The sequence below is a fragment of the Streptomyces sp. S.PNR 29 genome, from assembly GCF_030386795.1.
Lineage (GTDB): Bacteria > Actinomycetota > Actinomycetes > Streptomycetales > Streptomycetaceae > Streptomyces.
In genome coordinates this window covers 146,031-168,718 of record NZ_JANUQM010000007.1, presented here as the reverse complement: position 1 = coordinate 168,718, position 22,688 = coordinate 146,031, and the positions used below count along the sequence as shown (strand labels likewise).

Here is a 22,688-nt window from a genome sequence, read left to right as displayed (position 1 = left end):
AAGCCGGGACGAAACGTGCTTTCAAGGTCACATTCGTCTTCGGCACCGAACCTGTCCGCCTTTAGAGAATGATCACGATTCGGTGATAACAATCCGCGCAATTCGGACATGCGATCGATCATTCGAAGATCGAACGGTTTCGATCTACGTCGCTGAGTGGCCGAACATTTCCGTATCGACAAAGTGACTCGACCAAGTGGGGGACGAGGAGGGGGACACGGGGATGATCGAGTCCGAGAGGGCCTGCCCAGGAGTGATCAGCGCGGCTGCGGCCCGCGCCGCTGCGGCAGCGTGACCACCGAGGCCTCGCCCGGCCCGGCCGGCGGCAGGCCCGCGACCTGGGCGAGCAGATCGCACCAGGAGGCCAGGTGGGCGGCGGTGTCCGGGACGCCGCCCAGGCCCTCACGCGGTGTCCAGGAGGCGCGGATCTCGATCTGCGAGGCCGCCGGACGCGTGGCGAGCCCCCCGAAGTAGTGGGAACTGGCGCGTGTGACGGTGCCGCTCGGCTCGCCGTACGTCAGTCCGCGTGCCTGCAGCGCTCCGGTCAGCCAGGACCAGCAGACCTCGGGCAGCAGCGGATCCGCGGCCATCTCCGCCTCCAGCTCCGCGCGCACCAGCGTCACCAGCCGGAAGGTGCCCTGCCAGGCGTCGTGCCCGGCCGGATCGTGCAGCAGCACCAGCCGGCCGTCGGCCAGGTCCTGATCGCCGTCGACGACCGTGGCCTCCACCGCGTACGCGTGCGGCGCCAGCCGCTGGGGCGCCCGGGTCGGCTCCACCTCGATCTGCGGGCGCAGACGTGCCGCTCGCAGCGCCTCGACGGCGGCCCGGAAGGGCGGCGGTGCCGTCGTGCCCCCGTCCTCGGTGTCCTTCGGTTCGTCCATTCCGCCAGCGCCGTCCGACAGTCGTCCCTGAGCCGCAGCCATGCGGGGAAGATTAAGGGGAACGGGGGCCCGGCGCAGGGCAAGACACCCTCTTGCCCGGCGATGGGGTTGCCGCAGGGGCGGGCGCGGCCGCCTCGGTTCCGGGCCCGTGCGAGACTTGCCGACGTGAGTGCGAACGAGAGCCCCGCGAGCCGGCAGCCGACAGCGACGTCCGAGGCGGTCAAGGATTCAGCCTTCCTGAAGGCGTGCAGGCGCGAGCCCGTGCCGCACACACCGGTGTGGTTCATGCGGCAGGCCGGGCGCTCGCTGCCGGAGTACCGCAAGGTGCGCGAGGGCATTCCGATGCTGGAGTCCTGCATGCGGCCGGAGCTGGTCACCGAGATCACGCTGCAGCCGGTGCGCCGGCACCACGTGGACGCGGCGATCTACTTCAGCGACATCGTCGTCCCACTCAAGGCCATCGGCGTCGACCTCGACATCAAGCCCGGCGTCGGCCCGGTCGTCGAGCGCCCGGTCCGCACCCGCGCGGACCTCGCGCAGCTGCGCGACCTGACCCCCGAGGACGTCTCCTACGTCACCGAGGCCATCGGCCTGCTCACGCGTGAGCTCGGCAGTACCCCGCTCATCGGCTTCGCGGGCGCCCCCTTCACCCTCGCGAGCTACCTGGTGGAGGGCGGCCCGTCCCGCACGTACGAGAACGCCAAGGCGATGATGTACGGCGACCCCGAGCTGTGGGCCGACCTCCTCGACCGCCTCGCCGACATCACGGCCGCGTTCCTCAAGGTGCAGATCGAGGCGGGCGCGAGCGCCGTCCAGCTGTTCGACTCATGGGCCGGCGCGCTCTCCCCGGTCGACTACCGGCGCTCCGTCATGCCGGCCTCGGCGAAGGTGTTCCGGGCCGTGGCGGGGTACGGCGTCCCGCGCATCCACTTCGGCGTCGGCACCGGCGAACTCCTTGGCCTCATGGGCGAGGCGGGCGCGGACGTCGTCGGTGTCGACTGGCGCGTCCCGCTCGACGAGGCGACTCGCCGCGTCGGCCCCGGCAAGGCGCTCCAGGGCAACCTCGACCCGGCGATCCTCTTCGCCCCGCAGCAGGCGGTCGAGGCCAAGACCCGCGAGGTCCTGGACGCGGCCGCCGGACTGGAGGGCCATGTCTTCAACCTCGGCCACGGCGTCATGCCGTCCACCGACCCGGACGCCCTGACCCGGCTCGTGGAGTACGTCCACACGCAGACCGCCCGCTGAGTCTCCACGAGGGTGCCGGCCACCCCATGACGGGCGGGTCGTCGTGCTTGCCGCCCGGCCCCTCGTGTCACCGCATACGGAGGTTCCAGCGTCCGGCCCGGCCGGTGAACTGAACGCAGGTCAGCGGAGGAACGTCGACCCGCCAGAAGGCGAGCGCCGGTGCTGTCAGGGCGTGCAGGACGGCGGCGCGGGCCACCGACGGGTCCGTGACGGCGAGGAGGCGGCCGGTGTCGTCCGGAAGGCCGTCCAGCCACTCGGCGACGCGCCGGCACAGGTCGATGACGGACTCGCCGCTGTGCGGCGCTGCCGCGGGGTCGGTGGTCCAGGCGGCCAACGCCTCCGGCTCGGTGGCGGCCAACTCGTCGAGACTGCGGCCCTGCCACGAACCGAGGTCCAGCTCGCGCAGCGCCATCTCCGTCGTAGCCTGCACGCCGAGGGCGTCGGCGGTCTGTGTGCACCGCCGGGACGGGGCACTGAGACAGAGGTCGGCCGGCGGCAGATGCGCAGCCATGGCCCGGGCCTGCCGCAGTCCGTTCTCGTCCAGCGAACCGCCGCCGTCGATGCGTCCCCGGCGGGCGGCCGGTCCCAGTGCAGGGGTGAGCAGGGTCAGCCGGATCGTCATGCACGCGAGGCTAGCCCTGGTGCGGCGGGTGGTGGGCGCGGGTGCGTGAGGCAGGCCATCTTGGCCGGTTGTCCACGGGCCGGTACCGTCTGCACGGTAAGGACGACGGTGCGTCTGGAAGCCCGGTGAAACTCCGGCACGGTCGCGCCACTGTGTGCCGAACAAGCCGCCCTCCCGGGGGGCGTTGTCGGTGAGTCAGACCCTCGCGCCGTCGTCGCGTGCTCCACCTATCACGGGACGCGTGTTCCCGAAGGAGGCCCGCCATGGCGCAGTCCGCCATCACCCCTGCCCCGCTTGCCCCGCCCACCGTGGCCAAGCTGCCCGTACGCGCGATTCTGCCGTGGGCGGCGTTCTTCGGCCTTCTGATGCTGGTTCTGCTGTACTTCGTCGGTGCCGAGGAAGGCGCCACCTCGCTCCTGTCGGGCGCGGGCGTCCATGAATGGGTGCACGACGGCCGGCACCTGCTCGGCTTCCCCTGCCACTGAGCGGGCGGGGACAGCCCACATGAACTCCGCGATCGTCCGCATGCTGCTCGTCCGCGGCATGCTCGCGGGCCTGGCCGCGGGCCTGCTGGCCTTCGGACTGGCCCGCCTGATCGGCGAGCCGGGCGTCAACGCCGGCATCGCCTACGAGGACGCCCACACGCACGAGCACGAGGCCGAGATCGTCAGCCGGGCCATGCAGTCGACCGCCGGCCTGGCGACCGCGGTACTGGTGTTCGGGACCGCGGTGGGCGGCATCGCCGCGCTGGCCTTCTGCTTCGCCCTGGGGCGGGTCGGCCGTTTCGGCGCACGGGCGACCGCCGCCCTGGTGGCCGGGAGCGCGTTCGTCACGGTCTATCTCGTGCCGTTCCTGAAGTACCCGGCCAACCCGCCCGGCGCCAACGACCCGGACACCATCGGCAAGCGCACCACGCTGTACTTCGGCATGATCGCGCTGGCCGTACTCCTCGGCATCGCAGCGGTGATCCTCGGCCGCCGCCTCGCCGCGCGGTACGGCAACTGGAATGCCACCGTCGCCGCGGGGACCGCCTTCATCGTGGTCGTCTCGGTTGTCATGGCAGTGCTGCCGGCGGTCGACGAAGTGCCCAAGGACTTCCCGGCCGGCACGTTGTGGCAGTTCCGCATGGCCTCCATCGGCATCCAGGCCCTGCTCTGGGCGTCGTTCGGGGTGATCTTCGGGTTCCTGGCCCGGCGTGTGCTGCACCCGCAGGCTGACCGGACAGCCCGAGGCGCCGCTTCAAAGACGCCCACCGTCGTCTGACCGACGTGCGGTTCGGGGGCCCGTGCCGGGGGCGCGACCGGCACGGGCACCTCCATGACGGCTCAGCAGGGCAAGCGCCACCAGCAGAACGCACCCCGCGGCTTCGACGGCGAGGGTCGGCTCGACCAGGTTCGCGTCGAGGGTCTCCTGGAACCCGAAGAGACCGGAGGTGAGGCTCACGATCAGGGCCACCAGTGTGCCGGCCGTGAAGAGCGTGCCCAGCGTCGCGAGGACGGACAGGAGGCGGGTGGGTGTGATCAGCAGCGACATGGCGAGCAGCCCGGCCCCGATCGCGTTGAGCAGGAACAACGGGCCGATCGTGTCCAGGTACCGGTAGCCGTCGTACCAGAGGTGGAGGTGGATCGCGCCCATGGCCACGGCCGTTCCGGCCGCGGCCAGCCGCAGCACGATGAGCGCGACCGTGCGCTCAGTAGCCATTGCCGTCGGTCGTGCGGGTGCCGCCGCCCGGTGAGGCGCTGCCACCGACGGTGAGCTCGGTCTTCATGCCCAGGTCCTTGTGTCCGTCGACAGGACAGTAGACCTCGTACGTGCCGTCCTTCAGCGTGATGGTGAGGCTCGCCGACTCTCCGGGTTCCAGCGTCCGCGTCTTCTCCTCCGTCCCGGCGCCCTCGATCTCCAGGGCGTGGTCGTGGTCTCCGTCGTTCCTGGCGACGAAGGTGTGCTCACCCGCCTTCAGCGTCGCTCGGGACAGCTGCATCTTGAAATCGGTCATCTTGACGTCCACTTGGGTGGTTCCCGGCTTGCCGCTCCGTTCCGGGGTCGACGATGTCGAGCCGGCACCGTCGTCGTTTCCGCCTCCGCACGCCACGAGGATGCCCGCCAGTGCTCCGGCGGCCAGCCCGGGCCCGACGTTCCTGCGCACGAACGTCATGAGCGTCGTCGCCATGTCTCGGCCCTCCGCGAGAAATCGTTCCTGACCAGAGGTACGGGCGGAGCGTGCCCGGGGATTTCCGGAAAGCGGGAGAATGGGGCTGTGATCCCGCGCAGGAACGGGGGAATCCGTTCGGCGAGGTCCGCCGTATCCACTGGTATGCGGAGATTGGCCCTCCCCATCGGGCGGCTCTCGGACGAGGCGCTGCTGGCGGGAATGGCGAGCGGTGCCCCGGAGATCGCCCTCGCGTTCGTCCGCCGGTTCCAGCGCATGGTCTTCGGTATCGCCATCGCTGTCGTCGACGACCCCCAGCTCGCCGAGGACATCGCCCAGCAGACCTTCGAACGGGCTTGGCGTCATGCGCAGGTCTACGACTCCCGGCGCGGATCGGTGAAGACCTGGCTGGGGACCATCACGCACAATCTGGCGGTCGACGCCGTCCGCGCGCGCAACGCCACGCCGGTCTCCCCCGAGGACCTCGACGCTCTGCTCGGCGTCGTGACCCGGACGCCCGAACAGGTGGCCCTGGCCGACGAGACGGCATCCCGGATACGGGCCGCGGTGGCCGGCCTGCCGCGCGAGCAGGCGCGTGCCGTGGTCATGGCCGGGATCTACGGAATGACCGCACGGCAGATCTCCGAGTCCGAGGGGATCCCCCTGGGCACGGCGAAGACACGGATCAGGGCGGCGATGGGGAAGCTGCGGACGGTTCTGGGACCCGAGCGAGCCGATCATGACTGACAGGGACTGCGCGTGGCTGAGGGGCGTCGCCGACGAGCTGGCGCTGGGTATCCTCCCCGGCCAGCAGCGCGCCGAGGCCATCGCCCATCTGGACCGCTGCCCCGCCTGCCGGGAGCACGTCGGGCAACTGACGGTCGTCGCGGACGGACTGCTCTCTCTCCTGCCGGACAGCGAGCCGCCCGTCGGCTTCGAGACACGGGTGACGCACGGCCTGCGTCTGAGCCGGCCGGCGCGACGGCGGCGACCACGGGCCCGTGTGGCGGTCGCGGCCGCCACCGCGATCGCCCTCGGGTTCGGCTTCGGCGGCTGGGCCGTCGGTACGGCCATCGAGGGAGCGTCGGCTCCCTCCTCGCGGAGTTCGCAGCCCCCCGGCTCGAAGCACGGCCTGCTCGCAGCGTCTCTGCTGGCCCTCGACCACCGCCCGGTAGGCCGGATCTTCGCCTATACCGGATCTCCGGGCTGGGTCTACATGTCGGTCGACCTCGGCCGGGATTGGTCCGGATCCGACTCCTTGGCCGCAGGCTCGCGCGATGGATACCCGGAGGCCGGAAAGGTCAGCTGCCGGCTGGAGCGTACGGACGGCACGTCGGTGCACATCGGGGAGTTCGCCCTCGACGACGCCGGGCGGGGGTACTGGGGAGCCCCCACGCGAGTCGACCCGGACACGGTGTCCGGTGCCCGGCTGCTGGACGCGGACGGCTCCGTCCTGGCCACGGCCCACTTCGACGCACGGCTGAACCGGTGACCGCGGCCCCGGCCCTGTCACCAGCCCGTCCGTGCACGCCTCCCGAACAGCACACCGCGTGGTTCGGGTGGTGGCGGGGTGCCGGGGCGCAGCGGCCAGGCGATCAGCATCCCGGCGAGGAAGCCGACGATGTGTGCCGCGTACGCCACGGTGCCCGCGGCGGAGACGCCCTCGCCGGACGAGTACACCGCCTGCAGCACGAACCAGAGTCCCAGCACGATCCAGGCCGGCAGCCTCAGCGGCAGGAAGATCAGGAACGGTACGAGGACCCACACGCGGGCCTTGGGGTACAGCACCAGGTAGGCGCCCAGCACACCGGCGATCGCCCCCGAGGCGCCGATCAGCGGTTCGCCGGAGTCGGCGTTGAGCAGCGCGAAACCGTAGGACGCCGCGTATCCGCAGACGGCGTAGAAGAGCAGGAAGCGGATGTGCCCCATCCGGTCCTCGATGTTGTTGCCGAAGATCCACAGGAAGAGCATGTTGCCCAGCAGGTGCAGCCAGCTGCCGTGCAGGAACATCGCCGTGAGGACACTCAGTTCCGGCGACTTGTCGTAGTCCGGCGGGCCGACCACGCAGCCCGGCCCCTGCGGGCCCATGCCGATGTCGCCCGTGGGCACCACCTGCGGCATCTGATGGTGGATCAACTCCCGGGGCACCACGGCGTACTGGTCCAGGAACGCCTGCAGATGGCAGAGCTGGGCCAGGCTGCTGTCCCCCGCCACGGAGCCGGCCAGGCCGGGCATGAACAGGAACACGAGGACGTTGGCGGCGAGCAGCGCGTACGTCACCCAAGGGGTGCGGCGCACGGGGTTCACGTCATGGACCGGGATGACCACGAGGGACTAGTGCCCCCGATACGGCCGGCGAATCGGTGAACGCGGCCGACCGGACGCGCGTATGTCTCGGCAACCGTCCGCGGCACGGGGAAGGCGGGTCGCGGGGACGACGTGAGGAACAGGCGATGAACGACCGAGTTACTCCTCCGATGCACGCCACGCCGGACGGCGAGGCGGAGCTCTCCCTGGTGGTGAGGCTGCCGTGGGAGGACGTGGCCAGGCTCGGCCAGGAGGCCGGACGGCTGGCCTCGCAGATGCAGCGTCCCGTGACTCTCGATGAGGCGGTGAGCCACCGGTTGCGGTCCACGCGGAGTGCCGCGCACGCGCGGCCGGCGGGGGAGCAGCCGCCGGCCGTTGCCGCCGCGTCGGTGTCGTCGTTGCCGTCCCGGCCGCCGGCTGAGCAGGCTCGGCAGGCGATCGACCGGATCAACGGGACTGCGTAGGGACGCGCCGACGGGAGGCGGGTGGCCTGCCGGGGGCGGGCTGTGGGCGGTTGCTCGCGCCCACGCGGCGGGGCCGCACATCGATGCGGCCCCGCGCCCCCTCAGCCCTGCTGCTGTACCGCCTTCGATGCCTTGCGGGCCGCTACCAGTACCGGATCCCAGACCGGCGAGAAAGGTGGCGCGTACCCCAGGTCCAGGGACGTCATCTGCTCCACCGTCATGCCGGCCGTGAGGGCAACCGCCGCGATGTCGACTCGCTTTCCCGCGCCCTCCCTGCCCACGATCTGCACGCCGAGCAGCCGGCCCGTGCGGCGTTCGGCGAGCATCTTCACGGTCATGGGGGAGGCGCCGGGGTAGTAGCCCGCGCGACTGGTGGACTCGATGGTGACCGTGACGTACTGCAGGCCCACACGGCGGGCGTCCTTCTCGCGCAGGCCGGTGCGGGCGATCTCCAGGTCGCAGACCTTGCTGACCGCCGTGCCGACCACCCCAGGGAAGGTGGCGTAGCCGCCGCCGACGTTGGTGCCGATGACCTGGCCGTGCTTGTTGGCGTGCGTGCCGAGCGGGATGTGGCGTTCCTGGCCGGAGACCAGGTCCAGCACCTCCACGCAGTCACCGCCGGCCCAGATGTTCTCGTGGCCGCGCACCCGCATCGCCCGGTCCGTCAGCAGGCCGGAGTGAGCACCCAGCGGGAGGCCGGCGGCCGCGGCGAGCGTCGTCTCCGGGCGTACGCCGATGCCGAGGACGACCACGTCCGCCGGGTACTCGGCGTCCTCCGTGGCCACCGCCCGCACCCGCCCGTCGTCCCCCGTGAGCAGCTTGGTCACCTCGGTGTCGTCGACCATGGCGATGCCCAGGCCCTCCATGGCCTCGTGCACCAGGCGGCCCATGTCCGGGTCGAGTGTGGACATCGGCTCCCGGCCGCGGTTGACGACCGTCACCTCGTAGCCCCGGTTGATGAGCGCCTCGGCCATCTCGACGCCGATGTAGCCCGCGCCGACGACCACCGCACGGCGGCCACGCGTGCGTGCCAGGGAGTCGAGGAGCTCCTGGCCGTCGTCGAGGGTCTGCACGCCGTGGACGCCGGGCGCGTCCACGCCCGGCATGGCGGGGCGGACGGGAACGGCGCCGGTCGCGATCACCAGTTTGTCGTACGACGTCCAGGACTCGGCGCCGGCATCGACGTCACGCGCGCGTACCCGCCCCCGACCGACGTCGATCTCGACGACCTCGGTGCGCATGCGCAGGTCGATGTCCCGCGCGCGGTGCTCCTCGGGCGTGCGGGCGATCAGCCGGTCCCGCTCGGGGACGTCACCGCCCACCCAGTAGGGGATGCCGCAGGCCGAGAAGGAGGTGAAGTGGCCTCGTTCGAACGCCACGATCTCCAGCTCGTCGGGGCCCTTCAGACGGCGGGCCTGCGACGCCGCGGACATCCCCGCCGCGTCGCCGCCGATCACGACCAGTCGCTCTCTCGTACCCCGCGCACGGCTCATGCTCATGTGAACACGCTAACGGGACGGGGCACTTCGTTCCTGCTCGCCCTTCCCGCTCGTCACTCACGCCCGCCGGGCTGCTCCCCGCGCGTGGGCTCGGGCGCCGGCCGGGCCGTCGGCAGCGGGCCCAGCGCGGTCGTCGCGGGCGCCGGGGCCGGGCGGCGCGGCAGCCGGGGGCGTACGACCCGCAGCCACAGCAGCACGAGCAGCGCCGTCACCGCCGCGAACGGCAGGACCGCGCCGAACGCCACCGCCAGCCAGCGCAGCATCGTCACGAACGCGTCCCAGCCGCCCGCCAGCGCGTCCACGAAGCCGGGCTCGTCGTCCTCGGCGGCCTTCGGTACCGGCGTCTCGGACAGAGAGAGGGTGATGGTGGCCAGGCCGGTGCGGTCCTTCAGGGACGCCTGCTGAGCCAGCAGGGCCTCCAAGTCGGCCTGGCGGGAGCTCAGTTCGCCCTCCAGGGTCACCACATCGCTGAGCTTGGTGGCCTGGTCCATCAGCTCCCGGATCCGGGCGACGCTGGCACGCTGCGACTTGATGCGGCTCTCCACGTCCACGACCTGGTCGGTGACGTCCTGCGCCTTGGCGTTGCGGTCCAGGAGTTTGCCCGTGCCCTCCAGGTCGGCGAGGACCTGTTCGTACTTCTCGACGGGCACCCGCAGCACCACCCGGGTGTCCTCGTGGCCCTCCTCGTCCCGGGTGGTGGTCTCGTTGCCGATGTAGCCGCCCGCGTTCTCGGTGCTGGCGCGGGCCGCGTCGAGGGCCTTCGGGACGTCCTTGACCTGCACGGTCAGCGATGCCGTGCGGATGATGTGGCTCGCGGTGACCTTCGGCGCCGCCGACGCCTTGGTGCCGCCCGCCCCACTGCCGGGGGCGCCCTCCTTCGCGTCCGCCTGCGAGGCGGCGGCGTTGCTGTCGCCCGCGCCGCTGCCACCGGAGTCGTCGGCCGCGCTGCAGCCGGTGAGTGCGAGGGCGGCGGCCAGCAGGAGGCCGGCCAGGGCGTGAGCGGGTCGAACGGGTCGAACGGGTCGTACGGAACGACGTGCGCGCATGTGGGAGTCCCCCCGGGTCGTGACGACTGACGTTCCTTCGACGCCGGCGCGGCCGCGGACGTTGGGGCGGAACGGTTCCGATGCGGTCACGGTCAGGACTCGTGACGGACACCGGGGCCGGGGCGGGACTGTCAGTGGGATCTGAGAGGCTGTGGACATGTGGGCAAGGGAGATCCGTGCGGGCACGGGGCATGTCGTCGTCATCGGGGCCGGCATCGCGGGACTGGCCGCCGCTCACCGGCTGCTGCAGCGCGGTGCGCGGGTGACCGTGCTGGAGGCCTCCGACCGCGTCGGCGGCAAGCTGCTGCCCGGCCGGATCGCGGGTGCGCGTGTCGACCTGGGCGCCGAGTCGATGCTGGCCCGGCGCCCCGAGGCCGTCGCCCTCGCCCGTGAGGTGGGCCTCACCGACCGCCTCCAGCCGCCGGCCACCGCTACCGCCTCGCTGTGGACCCGCGGCGCCCTGCGCCCCATGCCCAAGGGCCACGTCATGGGCGTCCCCGGCACCGCATCGGCCCTCTCCGGCGTCCTGTCCGAGGAGGGCCTGAAGCGCATCGAGCGCGACGCCGACCTGCCCCGCACCGAGGTCGGCGACGACGTGGCGGTGGGGGAGTACGTGGCGGCGCGCCTCGGCCGCGAGGTCGTCGACCGCCTGGTGGAGCCGCTGCTCGGCGGGGTGTACGCGGGCGACGCGTACCGCATCTCGATGCGCCTGGCGGTCCCGCAGCTGTTCCAGGCGGCGCGGACGCACGACTCCCTGCTGGAGGCGGTCCGGGAGATCCAGGCGAAGGCCGTGGCGGGCCGGCAGACCGGGCCGGTGTTCATGGGCATCCAGGGCGGCGTGGGCACCCTGCCGCTCGCGGTCGCGGAGTCGGTGCGCGAGCGGGGCGGCGAGATCCTGACGGGGACGCCGGTGACGGAGCTGCGCAGGACGACCGGCGCGGGCAGCCACGTGGACGCCGGGGCCGAGCGGTCGCACGCGAGGTGGGGCGTCGTCGCCGGAGACCGGGTGCTGTACGCCGACGCCGTCGTCGTCGCCGTCCCCGCACCGGCCGCCGCCGGTCTCCTGCGCACCGAGGCCCCCGAGGCCGCGACCGCGCTCGGCGGCGTCGAGTACGCCTCCATGGCCCTGGTCACCCTCGCCTACCGCCGCGCCGAAACCGCCCTCCCCGAAGGCAGCGGCTTCCTCGTGCCGCCGGTGGACGGCCGCACCATCAAGGCGTCCACGTTCGCCTCCCAGAAGTGGGGCTGGATCGCCGAGGAGAACCCGGATCTCCTCGTCCTGCGCACCTCCGTCGGGCGGTACGGCGAGACGGAGATCCTCCAGCGCGAGGACGCCGGCCTGGTGGACGTCTCCCGGCACGACCTGAAGGAGGCGACCGGCCTCACCGCCACCCCGGTCGAGACCCGCGTCACCCGCTGGACCGACGGCCTGCCCCAGTACCCCGTCGGCCACCACGCGCGCGTGGCCCGCATCCGCGAGCACGTCGGCAGGCTCCCGGGTCTCGCCGTGTGCGGTGCGGCGTACGACGGCGTGGGCATCCCGGCGTGCATCGCGAGCGCCTACGCGGCGGTGGACCAGATCCACGGGGACCTGCGCGGTGTGCAGCAGCTCACCGCCAACCCGGTGCAGAGCCTGCACGGCGGAGCAGGAGAATAAGGACCATGAGTGACGACGCCCCCACCACGGCCTCCAGCACCGCGCCCGAGCGGATCCCCAACAAGGGCAAGCTGGCCAAGGACCTCAACGAGGTCATCCGCTACACGCTCTGGTCCGTCTTCAAGCTGAAGGACGTCCTGCCCGAGGACCGCGCCGGGTACGCCGACGAGGTCCAGGAGCTGTTCGACCAGCTCGCCGCCAAGGACGTGACCGTCCGCGGCACGTACGACGTGTCGGGCCTGCGCGCCGACGCCGACCTCATGATCTGGTGGCACGCCGAGACCAGCGACCAGCTGCAGGAGGCGTACAACCTCTTCCGCCGCACCAAGCTGGGCCGGGCGCTCACGCCGGTCTGGTCGAACATGGCGCTGCACCGCCCCGCCGAGTTCAACCGCTCGCACATCCCGGCGTTCCTCGCCGACGAGACGCCCCGCGACTACGTCAGCGTCTACCCCTTCGTGCGCTCCTACGACTGGTACCTGCTGCCGGACGAGGACCGCCGCCGCATGCTCGCCGACCACGGCAAGATGGCCCGCGGCTACCCGGACGTGCGCGCCAACACGGTCGCCTCGTTCTCCCTCGGCGACTACGAGTGGATCCTCGCCTTCGAGGCCGACGAGCTGTACCGCATCGTCGACCTCATGCGCCACCTGCGCGCCTCGGAGGCCCGGATGCACGTCCGCGAAGAGGTGCCGTTCTTCACCGGGCGCCGGAAGTCGGTCGCCGAGCTGGTCGCCGGGCTGGCCTGACGGGAGGCGGTGGTCTCGGGTCGGCCGGGGGTTCGGGGGTTGTCCCCCGGCAGGTGCGGTACCGGGCGCCGGAAGTCGGTCGCCGAGCTGGTCGCCGGGCTGGCCTGATCAGTGCGCCGGCCGGGCGGGGTCCGCGGACCGGTCGCCCGTTCCCGCCGGCTTGGGCTCCGGGTGCGGTGCGCAGTCCGCGCGCCGCGTCGGGAGGCGTCCTGCCAGCAGATACGCCTCCAGGTGGCCGTTGACGCAGCGGTTCGGGCCGCCCGCGAGGCCGTGGGTGCCGGCGTCCCGTTCGGTCACCATGACCGAGCCCGACAGCCGGCGGCGCAGTTCCAGGGCGCCGTCGTACGGCGTGGCGGCGTCCCGCTCGGCGGCCAGGATCAGCGTCGGCGGTAGCTCGCCCGGCCCGGTCCGCACGTCGAGGGGCCGCTGCCGGGGCGCCCGCCAGTAGGCGCACGGCAGGTTCATCCACACGTTGTCCCAGGTCTCGAACGGCGCCACGCGCGCCAGACGCGTGTTGTCCCGGTCCCACACCGCCCAGTCCGTCGGCCAGGGCGCGTCGTTGCACTCGACGGCCGTGTAGACCGCGCTCGTGTTCTCCTTCTCGGCCGCCGCCTCCAGAAGCGGGCCCGCCTGCTCGATCAGCGGTTTCGGGTTCCCCTTCAGATACGCCGACAGGGCGGCCGCGCGCCCCGGCCAGTAGTCGTCGTAGTACCCGGCCTGCAGGAACGCCTCCTGCAACTGTCCCGGCCCCACCTTTCCGCCCGCCGGCTCGGCCGCCAGCCGCGCGCTCGCCCGCTCGTAACTGCGCTGCACCTGAGCCGCCGTGTCGCCCAGCCCGTACACGCGGTCGTGCCGGGCGACCCACTCCCGGAAGTCCCGCCAGCGGACCTCGAACGCGGCCGACTGGTCGAGGTTGTTGCGGTACCAGATCTCCCCCGGGGCCGGATCGACCGCCGAGTCGAACACCATCCGGCGCACGTGCCTGGGGAACAGCGTCGCGTACAGCGCCCCGAAGTAGGTGCCGTACGAGGCGCCCATGAACGTCAGCCGTTTCTCGCCGAGCGCGGCGCGCAGCACGTCCAGGTCGCGGGCGTTGTTCAGGGAGGTGTAGTGCCGCAGCGCGGAGCCGCCCCGCTCGGCGCAGCCGCGCGCGTACGCCTTGGCCTGCGCGATGCGCTTCTTCTTGTACGACTCCGAGGGGTGCCTCGGCGCCTGGGTGGGCCCCTTGAAGAAGTGCTTCGGGTCCTGGCACGACAGGGGCGCGGAGCGGCCGACCCCGCGCGGGGCGTAGCCGACGAGGTCGTACGCCGCAGCGATCCGCTTCCACTCGGGCAGCAGGCCGACCATGGGGAAGGCCATGCCGGAGGCGCCCGGACCGCCCGGGTTGTAGACCAGGGCGCCCTGGCGGGGCACCCGGTGCTTGCTGTTCTGCGGGTCCTTGTGCGTGGCCCGTGCCCGGCTGACGGTGAGCTGGATCTGCCGGCCGTCGGGATGCGCGTAGTCGAGCGGGACACTCACCGTGCCGCACCGCACATGGCCCGGCATCTCCTGCCCCTTGGGGCACTTCCCGAATCTGATGCCGGCGGCGGCGGCGCGTTCGGCGGCCACCGCGGTGCCGCGCAGCTCCGCCGCACCGGGGAACTCCGGGGCGCCGCCGGCCGGGGTGGCGGCCAGGGTGGTCAGGAGCAAGGACCCGGCAGCCGAGTAGAGGGCGGCAGCTCGCATCGAGTTTCCCTTCGGTGCACGATGGCGACAAAAGGGATATTTCGTCCGGCTGTGGGGGAAGGCAAGCACCAACCGCCGGTGTCGGCGCCAATGCCCCTGTACGCCCGCGCCCGTCAGCCCTGCCGCTCGTCGTTCTGCTCGCGGTGCGCGAAGGCGGCGCGCAGATCCGGTTCGCCGACGGCGTGGACACCGCGTACGGCGACGGAGGTGAGATACGTACGGTCGTCGCCGGCGCCGGTGGAGCGCCGGACCAGTGCGCCCAGCAGCCGCTGCCCGGCCGGGGAGGCCCAGCGCGAGTACGGGTGGCCCTCGACGCGTGCGATGGCGAGGCAGCTCAGGGTGAGGGCGAGCGGCAGCGCGAACCACAGGGCGACCAGGTGTCGTGGCAGGTCCGGCGGGGCGGGCATCAGCAGCGCGGCCGTCCCCAGCGCGCACACGGCCACCGCGGCGAGCCGCACCTGCCGGACTCCGGCCGCGACACCGCCGCGGTCGCCGTCGGGCACGGCGAGGCCCGCGCTGACGAGCCGGTCGGCGAGGCCGCGCACCGCGTCCGCCGCGGCCGCGGCGGCCCGCACCGGCGCTATCCGGGACTGTCCTCCGGGCCCGATGGCCCCGATGACGGACCGCTCCATGTCGTCCCGTGCGAGCGGGTCGACGACGGTCGCCCAGCCCGTGTGCGCCAGGAGCAGCCGACGCTGACGTGCCATGGACACGAGCGTGAGATCGGCGACCCGCCGTGGCCCGCCGGACAGGAACGCGGCCTCGTACAGCGTCAGTTCACGTCCCCGGCCCGCGGTCACGCCGTGGGAGTCCACGGCCGCCGCGCGTACGGCGGCCAGACACAGCCGGGTACACGCCGTGCCGGCGACGGCCCAGGCCGGCAGCAGAAGAAGGACCCAGAACATGCCGCGTTTCTATGCCAAGGTCCTGACGATTGCCATGCCTTGTTCATCATGCGGACGGAGCGTTGTGGGTATGTGACGTTCCGTTTGTGACGGCAGGTCAGGAGTCACGGAGCTCAGGAGTCACCGGGCTCGGACGGCGGTGGGGCGGTGGCGGCCGGCGGAAGCGGGTAGGTGGGGGACGGCGACGGGCTCACGGGGACGACCACGCCGGGATCGGCCGTGGGGCCGGGCGCGGAGTCCGGCGCCGAGGGAACGTCGGCGGCCATGTCCCGGGCGAGGGCGTCGAAGTCGACGTATCCGGTGGCCTCCAGGACCTTGATGTGGTCCAGCACGGTCGTGTTCGCGTCGTCGGCGAGGTCGCGCACCAGGGAGTTCTGGGTGCTCGCGCGGACCTGGGCGACCACCGAGAACACCCGGCCGTGCGCCAGCCGCAGGATGTTGGCGAACTTGCGGTCGTAGTCGGCGCCCTGTGCCGCGTCCAGGGTCCCGAGCCACTCCTTCTGCTGCTCGCCGGCCTCGTTGGGCAGGGCGACCCCCAGCCGGGACGCCACGTTGCGGACCCGTTGGTCGAGATACGTGTGCCCCTCGACGAGGTGCTGCCCCGCCGTCCGTACGGCCTCGGTGGTGCCCTTCTGCTGCGCCTGCTGACCGGCGGGCAGCTCCCACAGCCCCGCCAGCCGGACCTTTGTGAGGAAGTCCTGGTCGAGTGCGGACAGCGGCCCGTACTCGGTCGACACGGTCTCGGAGCGCAGTACGTCCACTTCCGTGGCCGGCTGGTCGGTGTACGACCAGATCGGGAAGATCAGCGCGGCGAGAGTGGCCGCCAGGCCCGTGATGATGAGCCCGGTGCCGCTGAAGACGCCTCGGCCTTCGATGGGCGGTCGCGGTCGCATGGTGCCTCCTGCTCACGGCACCGCTGGTGCGTTGTCGGGTACGGAGTTGGCATATTACTGCGGAGTTCACGCCAACCCTCTGCTCCGTGTGCGGGCCCCGGCACGCTCGGCTGGTCCGTCAGCGCCGCGACAGCACCCGCCGCGTGGCCCGCGCCAGGCGAACCGCCGGCCGTGCGGACCGCGGCACCGGCCCCGACCGCTCCAGCCACCACTCCCGCAGCTCCCGCCGGGCGCGCGCCTCCTCCGGCCGCCCGGCGAGCAGCAGGTGCTCCGCGAAGTCCAGGGCGTCGCGCCGGTAGCCGCCGGTCATCGGGTGGCCCTGGGCGTAGGCGAGGAAGGCCGGCCGGTATCCCTCCCCGAGAAGCACCGGGAGTTCGGGCGCGACCTTCGCCACGACGCCGGCCCGCTTCCCGGCGAGGGCCCGCGCCTGCACCCCGAGCCGCACCCGGTCGAACCCCTCCGGCGCGGGCGTCCCGGCGACGAGCGCGGACAGCAGCGCCGCCTGGGCGAGGCCCAGCCGCTGACGGGCGGGGTCGGTGGAGGCGGGGTTCTCCCGCACGTCCCGGGAGCCCGCCGCCGGCTCGCCGGACCGGAGCGCCGCACGCGGCGCCCCGCCCTTCGCCACCGCCTCCCGGATCGCCTCCAACTCCCCTTCCAGCTCAGCCGGTTCCGGGAAGTTCTCGTCGCGTTCCAGCAGCACTCCGGGCGGAGAGACCCGGGACGCGAGGTCGGTCAGGATGTCCAGGACCGGCCGCGGGACGGGATGGGCGTGGCTGTCGTGCCAGACGCCGTCGCGTTCGAAGCCGCCCGCGACATGGACGTACGCGATGGCCTCCACGGGGAGTTCGGCGAGCGCCTTGGCCGGGTCCTCGCCACGGTTGACGTGGTTGGTGTGCAGGTTCGCCACGTCGATCAGCAGCCGCACCCCGGTGCGGTCGGCCAGCTCGTACAGGAACTGCCCCTCGGTCATCTCCTCGCCCGGCCACGAGATCAGCGCGGCGATGTTCTCCACGGCGAGCGGCACGGGCAGCGCGTCCTGCGCGATGCGCACGTTCTCGCACAGCACGTCCAGGGCGTCCCGGGTGCGCGGCACCGGCAGCAGGTGGCCCGCCTCCAGGCGCGGGGAGGCGGTCAGCGGCCCACCCGCCCGGACGAACGCGATGTGCTCGGTGACCAGCGGCGAGCCCAGCGCCTGAGCCCGCTCGGCCAGCACGGCCAGCCGGTTGCCGTCCGGCCGTTCCGCGCCGCCCAGGCCCAGCGAGACGCCGTGCGGCACCACGGTCACTCCGCGCTCGCGCAGCCGCCGCAGCGACTCGGGCAGGTGACCGGGGCAGACGTTCTCGGCCACGACCTCGACCCAGTCGATGCCCGGCATGCGCTCCACGGCGTCCGCGATCTCCGGCCGCCACCCGATTCCCGTCCCCAGTCGCTCCATCGTCCCCCTCCTTCACCCGGCCACGCGGCTCACCCGGCCCCGCCGGGGCGTCCCCTCGGACATGACGGGGGTATGGCCCCGGCGCCCGGGACCGAACCCCTTCACGGACACGTTCAGAGCAACATTTGAGGTTCCGGCGCCTGCCGCCGCCCGGCCGGTGCCGAGGGGTACGTGCCGAGCGGCCGACGCGTTCACGGGGCGCTGGCGCGGGCCGTCCTACCGCAGCGCGGGATGGTCCGCGACCACCGTGCAGGATCCCGGCGCGATCTCCGTGAAGCCCGCGTCACGCACCAACGGCAGCCCACTGCCCACGAGTTCACTCCAGTGTCCGGGCTCCGGGGTACGCACGGCCAGCGCAAAGCCCGCGTCCCGCCAGGCGGCGCGCTCCTCGTCGCCGAGTTCCCACCAGGCGAGCTGGGCGGCGTGGCCCGCCTGCGCCATCGCCTTGCCGGCCGACATGCCGAGGTCCGGGTTCATCCAGAGCACCGGCGCGGACAGGTCCGGGTCCACCGGCGGCTCGGGGTCGTCGAGGTCGGTGCCGGAGACCTGGAGCCGGGCCAGGTCCTTCGGCCAGCCGTCCAGCGGAACGGGCGGGTAGACCCGCACCTCCGCGGTCTTGCCGGTGACCGTGATGCCGGGCAGCGCCTGCGCCCGCCGCCACTCGGCGCCGCGGGCCCGCCGCACCACCTTGCGGATCCGCGCGTCCTGCCAGTCCCGCATCGCCCGGGCCCACTCGCCGTCGCCCACGGACCGCTCGTCGCCGAGCATCACGAGCACCGCCCGGGCCGCGGTCTCCAGGGCGTCCGTACGGGCCGGCGGCGCCGCCCGCTCGATCCGCACGACCAGCGGCAGTACGAACTGCGGCGCGAGATCGCGGTCGCCGGGCTCGGCGCGGAAGGGGCTGTCGTTCACAGGCGTGGGATCATTCGTCACGCCCACCAGTGTGCCAACCCCGGGATCGGGGGGATCATCCCGAGCAGGCCGTGCGCTGGGCCTCCTGCCACTCGCAGACCGGGCACAGGGTGATGCCCTTGTACGACTCCGGATACTCCGTCGGCTCCCGGCACAGCACGCACTCCGCGTACGGCGGCCCGTCGGCCCTGGGCGGCCTGGCCGCGTCGATCAGGCAGTAGTCGTCCTCGCTCATGCCTCCAGCGTAGGACGCTCAGCGCCGGGCGCCCGCGGCCCCGATCAGCCCGGACACCTTCACGAACCGGAAGCCCTTGCGGCGCAGCTCGGGCACGATCGTCCGCACGGCCCGCTCGGTCGCCGGGGCGGCGCTGCGGGTGCAGTGCAGAACGACGACCGATCCGGGCCGCACCCCCCGCAGCACCTGCCGGGCCACCGCGTCCGCGTCCGTCGCGAACGCGTCCCCGCTCACCACGTCCCACTGCACGGCGGTGACGCCGGTGGGGGCCAGCGCCTTCAGGGCCCGCCGGTCGTGACAGCCACCGGGGAAGCGGAAGTACGGCATCGGATGCCGCAGACCCACCTTCCGGAACGCGGCGTACGCCCGCTCCACGTCCGCCCGCATCCGGTTCCGGGGCAGGGTCGGCAGGCCGTAGCAGTCGCGGGTGAACGCGTAGTGGCTGTAGGAGTGGTTGGCGACCTCGAAGAGCGGGTCCCGCCCGATGGACCGGGCCTGGGCCGGGTACTCCTCGGCCCACCGCCCCGTTATGAACACCGTGGCCGGCACCTTCAGCTTGCGCAGCGTCGCGATCAGCCCCGGGTTGTCGAATCGCTCGCCCGCGGCCGCCCGCGCCCCCTGGCCGGCGGTCATGTCGGCGTCGAAGGTGAGGGCGACGGCCCTGCCCCGCGTGCGCGGGCCGTGGGTGAAGACGGGGGTGAGGCCCGCCGGGCCGGGGGCGAGGCTGGGAGGTCGGGACGGGATCGACGCGGGGCGGGACGGGGCCGCCGAGGGCGACGCGCGGGGAGCACGCGGTGCCTGGGCCGGGGTGCCGCAGGCGGCGAGGGCGGCGCTCACGACCCAGACGGCGGTGATCCGACGTACCAGAGTGATCACCGTACGACCGTATGACGATCTGTCCGGCCTCAGAGTCAACCCGGCCGTCGAGTCACCCGCCCGGCCGCCGCTCCCGGCCCGTCAGATGTCCCGCCGCTCCAGCGGACGCGTCGCCGGCCCCTGGATCACCTTGCCGTCCGTGTCGAAGCGGGAGCCGTGGCAGGGGCACTCCCAGGCCCGCTCGGCCGCGTTGAAGGAGACCAGGCAGCCGAGGTGGGTGCAGCGCGCGGAGACGGCGTGCAGGGCGCCGTCGTCGTCCCGGTAGACCGCGAGCCGGTGACCGCCCACGCGGACCACGGACCCCTCGCCGGGCGGCAGGGCGTCCACCGGAGGCGCGGGCTTGAGCCGGTCGCCGACGAAGTGGCGGGCGACCTCGGCCTGCGTCCTGAGGAACGACGGGGCCTCGCGCACCGCCGTGCGCAGCCGGCGCGGGTCGTACAGTTCGCTCCACGCGCACTCCTCGCCGGTGATCTGCGCGGTGAGCAGCCGGCCCGCCATGATGCCGCCGGTCATGCCCCAGCCGGCGAAGCCGGTGGCGACGTAGGTGTGGCGGGCACCCGGGTGCAACGGGCCCACCATGGGGACGGTGTCGGTGGGATCGTTGTCCTGCGTGGCCCAGGCGTGGGTGAGGTCGATGCCGGGGAAGTGCTCGGTGGCCCAGCTGGTCAGGTGCTCGAAGCGGTCCCGGGTGTCGCCCGTGCCGGGCGTGAAGTGCTCCCCGGTGATGACGATCAGCCGCCGACCGCCGTCCGTGCCGTGCGGTGCCGTGCGGACCGAGCGGGTGTTCTCGTCCGGTGTGATGTACATGCCGTCCGGGTCCCGCTCGGCTTCGATGGTCCCGGCGACGACCAGCTCGCGTCGCGGGGAGAGCCGGGTGAAGAGCAGCGCCCGGTCGAAGATCGGGTAGTGCGTGGCGACGACGACGTCCCGGGCGGTCACCGTCGGCCCGGCCCCGGTGGACAGCCGGCAGGGCGTGCCCTCGTCCAGGCCGTGGACGGTGGTGTGCTCGAAGATGCGCCCACCGCGGGCGACCAGGTCGTCGGCGAGGGCCAGCAGGTACTTGCGGGGATGGAACTGCGCCTGCCCGGTGACCCGCACCGCGCCCGCCACCGGGAACGGCAGCCCGGTCTCCGTCACGAACGCCGCCGGCAGCCCCGCCTCCTCGGCGGCCGCCGCCTCGGCCCGCAGCTCGTCCACGCGGCCCGCGTCACAGGCGTACGTGTAGGCGCTCCGGCGTTCCCAGTCGCAGTCGATGCCCAGCTCGTCCACGATCGCTGCGGCGTGCTCGATCGCCTCGGACTGCGAGCGGGCGTACAGCCGGGCGCCCTCGGGACCCCGGGTGCGCCGCAGCTTGTCGTAGATCAGGCTGTGCAGGGCGGTGACCTTGGCGGTGGTGTGGCCGGTCACGCCGGCGGCGATCCGCCCGGCCTCCAGCACCGCCACGCTCCGCCCGGCCCGCACCAGCCCCCACGCCGTGCTCAGCCCGGCGATACCGGCGCCGATCACGGCCACGTCGACGTCGAGGTCCTCCTGCAGCGCGGGATGAGGGCCGCCGGGAGCCGTCTGTAGCCAGTACGAGCCGCTGACGTGCGGGTTCTCTGTCATGGGGCCCGAGTACCCCGTCGCACCCGGGCCTCACCGGGCACGGCTATCCGCGCCAGGGACCCGTCACGGCGAACGTCGTCCCGGGCGTGTAGCAGTTCACGTACATCGTCCGGCCGTCGGGGGAGAAGGCGACCCCGGCGAACTCGCCCCACTCCGGTTCCTCGGGGGTGCCGATGTTCTGACGGCCACGGGCCATCGCGTAGACCTCGCCTTTCCGGGTGACGCCGAAGACGTGCTGGGCGCCGTTGCCATCCTCGCAGACCATGAGGCCGCCGCTGGGCGCGAGGCAGATGTTGTCCGGGGACTCGCCCGGCAGCTGGACGTCGGTGTCCGGGCCGAAGACGATCACCAGGGTCAGGCGGCGCGCCGACGGGTCGTACCGCCAGATCTGCCCGTAGTGGTCGGCCGCGGACCCGTCCGCGCTGCGGGCGAAGGACGACACGAAGTACACGCTCCGCCCGCCCCAGTAGCAGCCCTCCAGCTTCTGCGCGTGGGTGATGCCCTTCGGCCCGAAGTCCTGCAGCCGGACGGGGGTCTGGGCGGCCTGCGGGTCCGGTACGTCCACCCACTCGATGCCGTCGAAGCAGGCGCCCGTCTCCTGGATGGTGGAGAGGTCGGGCACGCCGGGAACGCGCATCGCCTGCAGCCGGCCGCCCGCGCGCAGCGAACCGAGGCCGCCCAGCGGCTTCTCGGGCAGGAACCGGTAGAAGAGGCCGAAGGGCTTGAGGAACGCGTCCTCCGTCTCGTAGACCACGCCCCGCCGTGGATCGACGGCGATCGCCTCGTGCTGGAAGCGGCCCATCGCCGTCAGCGGCACGGCCCCGCTGCGGCGCGGGTCGGCCGGGTCGACCTCGAAGATGAAGCCGTGGTCCTTGCTGTACCCGGCGGTGCCGGCCCTGTCCTCGGTCTCCTCGCAGGTCAGCCAGGTCCCCCAAGGGGTGGGGCCGCCCGCGCAGTTGACGGCCGTACCGGCGATGCCGACCCGTTCGGACAGTACGTTGTTGCGTGAGTCCAGCGTCAGGACCGTACAGCCGCCCTTGCCGGCCGGGTCGTACGTGAGGCCCTCGACGGTGGGGACGGGGAGCTTCGCCGTGTTGCGGTTCTCGTGGTTGCGGACCAGGTGGACGCGGCCGTGTCCGCCCGCGAAGGCCGACATTCCGTCGTGGTTGGACGGGACCCTGCCCTCGCCGGAGCGCAACGGGTCGCCCTCCCGGGAGAGCACGGTGTAGCGGAAGCCCTTCGGCAGGTCGAGCAGGCCGTTCGGGTCGGGGACGAGGGGGCCGTATCCGGTGCGCCCCAGGGTCTGCGCGGCGGCGGTGCCCGCGAAGAGTTCGGAGAGGTTTCCGGCGAACGCGATGCCGACGCCCAACGCGCCGGTGCGGGCGAGCATCTGGCGTCGTGTCGTACGGCCGCTGTCGGACACGGTCTCGGTCGTGTTTTCGGGCATGGGCAACCTTCCTGCTGGCGGACAGGAACTGTGACC

General features: G+C 72.8%; 24 protein-coding genes and 1 riboswitch. Of the genes, 8 read left to right on the top strand and 16 right to left on the bottom strand.

Going from position 1 to position 22,688, the window contains the following annotated elements:
* Positions 1-257 precede the first annotated feature (257 nt).
* Entirely contained in the window at positions 258-923 is a 666-nt protein-coding gene (locus NW895_RS20400; protein ID WP_289937178.1) for a DUF3000 domain-containing protein, read from the bottom strand.
* Positions 924-1,046: 123 nt separating this feature from the next.
* Here NW895_RS20400 and hemE point away from each other — a divergent pair, with 123 nt between their 5' ends.
* A complete protein-coding gene (gene hemE / locus NW895_RS20395) occupies positions 1,047-2,126 on the top strand; it encodes a uroporphyrinogen decarboxylase (RefSeq protein ID WP_289937177.1) in 1,080 nt (359 codons plus the stop codon).
* A 67-nt stretch (positions 2,127-2,193) separates the two neighbouring features.
* On the opposite strand, the gene NW895_RS20390 is transcribed toward hemE, so the two are convergent.
* Positions 2,194-2,748 carry a histidine phosphatase family protein gene (locus NW895_RS20390; RefSeq protein WP_289937176.1) on the bottom strand — a complete coding sequence of 185 codons (555 nt, stop codon included), beginning with the start codon at positions 2,746-2,748 and terminating at the stop codon, positions 2,194-2,196.
* 116 nt (positions 2,749-2,864) lie between these two features.
* Positions 2,865-2,949: riboswitch (cobalamin riboswitch) on the top strand.
* A gap of 62 nt (positions 2,950-3,011) precedes the next feature.
* On the opposite strand from NW895_RS20390, the gene NW895_RS20385 reads away from it, so the two are divergent.
* Both NW895_RS20385 and NW895_RS20380 read left to right on the top strand, forming a co-directional pair.
* Positions 3,012-3,233: a CbtB-domain containing protein gene (locus tag NW895_RS20385; protein WP_289937175.1), complete on the top strand. Its 222-nt coding sequence runs from the start codon at positions 3,012-3,014 to the stop codon at positions 3,231-3,233.
* A gap of 19 nt (positions 3,234-3,252) precedes the next feature.
* Positions 3,253-4,011, top strand: coding sequence for a CbtA family protein (locus tag NW895_RS20380; protein ID WP_289937174.1), 759 nt, complete (start codon positions 3,253-3,255; stop codon positions 4,009-4,011).
* Here NW895_RS20380 and NW895_RS20375 read toward each other — a convergent pair.
* Positions 3,988-4,449, bottom strand: coding sequence for a hypothetical protein (locus tag NW895_RS20375; protein ID WP_289937173.1), 462 nt, complete (start codon positions 4,447-4,449; stop codon positions 3,988-3,990). The two genes, NW895_RS20380 and NW895_RS20375, sit on opposite strands and share 24 nt — an antisense overlap.
* Entirely contained in the window at positions 4,439-4,918 is a 480-nt protein-coding gene (locus tag NW895_RS20370; RefSeq protein WP_289937172.1) for a cupredoxin domain-containing protein, read from the bottom strand. Before NW895_RS20370 ends, NW895_RS20375 begins: the two co-directional genes overlap by 11 nt.
* A gap of 144 nt (positions 4,919-5,062) precedes the next feature.
* Here NW895_RS20370 and NW895_RS20365 point away from each other — a divergent pair, with 144 nt between their 5' ends.
* Together NW895_RS20365 and NW895_RS20360 are read left to right on the top strand one after the other, a co-directional pair.
* The gene (locus NW895_RS20365) at positions 5,063-5,644 is read left to right on the top strand and encodes a sigma-70 family RNA polymerase sigma factor (RefSeq protein ID WP_289937171.1); all 582 of its coding nucleotides are present in this window, start codon (positions 5,063-5,065) and stop codon (positions 5,642-5,644) included.
* Positions 5,637-6,389: a hypothetical protein gene (locus NW895_RS20360; protein ID WP_289937170.1), complete on the top strand. Its 753-nt coding sequence runs from the start codon at positions 5,637-5,639 to the stop codon at positions 6,387-6,389. Before NW895_RS20365 ends, NW895_RS20360 begins: the two co-directional genes overlap by 8 nt.
* 17 nt (positions 6,390-6,406) lie before the next feature.
* On the opposite strand, the gene NW895_RS20355 is transcribed toward NW895_RS20360, so the two are convergent.
* A complete protein-coding gene (locus NW895_RS20355; protein WP_289937169.1) occupies positions 6,407-7,225 on the bottom strand; it encodes a rhomboid family intramembrane serine protease in 819 nt (272 codons plus the stop codon).
* Positions 7,226-7,350: 125 nt separating this feature from the next.
* Between NW895_RS20355 and NW895_RS20350 the strand changes: the two genes are divergently transcribed.
* Positions 7,351-7,668, top strand: coding sequence for a hypothetical protein (locus NW895_RS20350; protein ID WP_289937168.1), 318 nt, complete (start codon positions 7,351-7,353; stop codon positions 7,666-7,668).
* A gap of 101 nt (positions 7,669-7,769) precedes the next feature.
* Here the strand turns inward: NW895_RS20350 and NW895_RS20345 are convergent, their stop codons facing one another.
* A complete protein-coding gene (locus NW895_RS20345; RefSeq protein WP_289937167.1) occupies positions 7,770-9,167 on the bottom strand; it encodes an FAD-dependent oxidoreductase in 1,398 nt (465 codons plus the stop codon).
* A gap of 53 nt (positions 9,168-9,220) precedes the next feature.
* Entirely contained in the window at positions 9,221-10,213 is a 993-nt protein-coding gene (locus NW895_RS20340) for a DUF4349 domain-containing protein (protein WP_289937166.1), read from the bottom strand.
* A gap of 157 nt (positions 10,214-10,370) precedes the next feature.
* Between NW895_RS20340 and hemG the strand changes: the two genes are divergently transcribed.
* Both hemG and hemQ read left to right on the top strand, forming a co-directional pair.
* On the top strand, positions 10,371-11,870 hold the full coding sequence (gene hemG, locus NW895_RS20335) for a protoporphyrinogen oxidase (RefSeq protein ID WP_289937165.1): 1,500 nt from the start codon (positions 10,371-10,373) through the stop codon (positions 11,868-11,870).
* 5 nt (positions 11,871-11,875) lie between these two features.
* Complete coding sequence (hemQ, locus tag NW895_RS20330; RefSeq protein WP_289937164.1) at positions 11,876-12,619, top strand: hydrogen peroxide-dependent heme synthase; 744 nt, start codon at positions 11,876-11,878, stop codon at positions 12,617-12,619.
* Between the two features lie 108 nt (positions 12,620-12,727).
* Here hemQ and NW895_RS20325 read toward each other — a convergent pair whose 3' ends face one another.
* From NW895_RS20325 to NW895_RS20285, 9 genes are all read right to left on the bottom strand, one after another.
* Entirely contained in the window at positions 12,728-14,344 is a 1,617-nt protein-coding gene (locus NW895_RS20325) for an alpha/beta hydrolase (protein ID WP_289937163.1), read from the bottom strand.
* 113 nt (positions 14,345-14,457) lie between these two features.
* Positions 14,458-15,249: a TIGR04222 domain-containing membrane protein gene (locus NW895_RS20320; protein WP_289937162.1), complete on the bottom strand. Its 792-nt coding sequence runs from the start codon at positions 15,247-15,249 to the stop codon at positions 14,458-14,460.
* A 113-nt stretch (positions 15,250-15,362) separates the two neighbouring features.
* A complete protein-coding gene (locus NW895_RS20315; RefSeq protein ID WP_289937161.1) occupies positions 15,363-16,142 on the bottom strand; it encodes a DUF4142 domain-containing protein in 780 nt (259 codons plus the stop codon).
* A gap of 118 nt (positions 16,143-16,260) precedes the next feature.
* Entirely contained in the window at positions 16,261-17,577 is a 1,317-nt protein-coding gene (locus NW895_RS20310; RefSeq protein WP_289937160.1) for a DUF692 domain-containing protein, read from the bottom strand.
* Positions 17,578-17,793: 216 nt separating this feature from the next.
* Positions 17,794-18,510, bottom strand: a complete 717-nt coding sequence (locus NW895_RS20305; protein WP_289937159.1) for an aminoacyl-tRNA hydrolase — start codon at positions 18,508-18,510, stop codon at positions 17,794-17,796.
* 34 nt (positions 18,511-18,544) lie between these two features.
* A complete protein-coding gene (locus NW895_RS20300) occupies positions 18,545-18,724 on the bottom strand; it encodes a hypothetical protein (RefSeq protein ID WP_094052755.1) in 180 nt (59 codons plus the stop codon).
* An 18-nt stretch (positions 18,725-18,742) separates the two neighbouring features.
* On the bottom strand, positions 18,743-19,600 hold the full coding sequence (locus NW895_RS20295) for a polysaccharide deacetylase family protein (protein ID WP_289937158.1): 858 nt from the start codon (positions 19,598-19,600) through the stop codon (positions 18,743-18,745).
* An 81-nt stretch (positions 19,601-19,681) separates the two neighbouring features.
* Entirely contained in the window at positions 19,682-21,205 is a 1,524-nt protein-coding gene (locus NW895_RS20290) for an FAD-dependent oxidoreductase (RefSeq protein WP_289937157.1), read from the bottom strand.
* Positions 21,206-21,248: 43 nt separating this feature from the next.
* Positions 21,249-22,652, bottom strand: a complete 1,404-nt coding sequence (locus tag NW895_RS20285; RefSeq protein WP_289937156.1) for a PhoX family protein — start codon at positions 22,650-22,652, stop codon at positions 21,249-21,251.
* Positions 22,653-22,688: the final 36 nt, after the last annotated feature.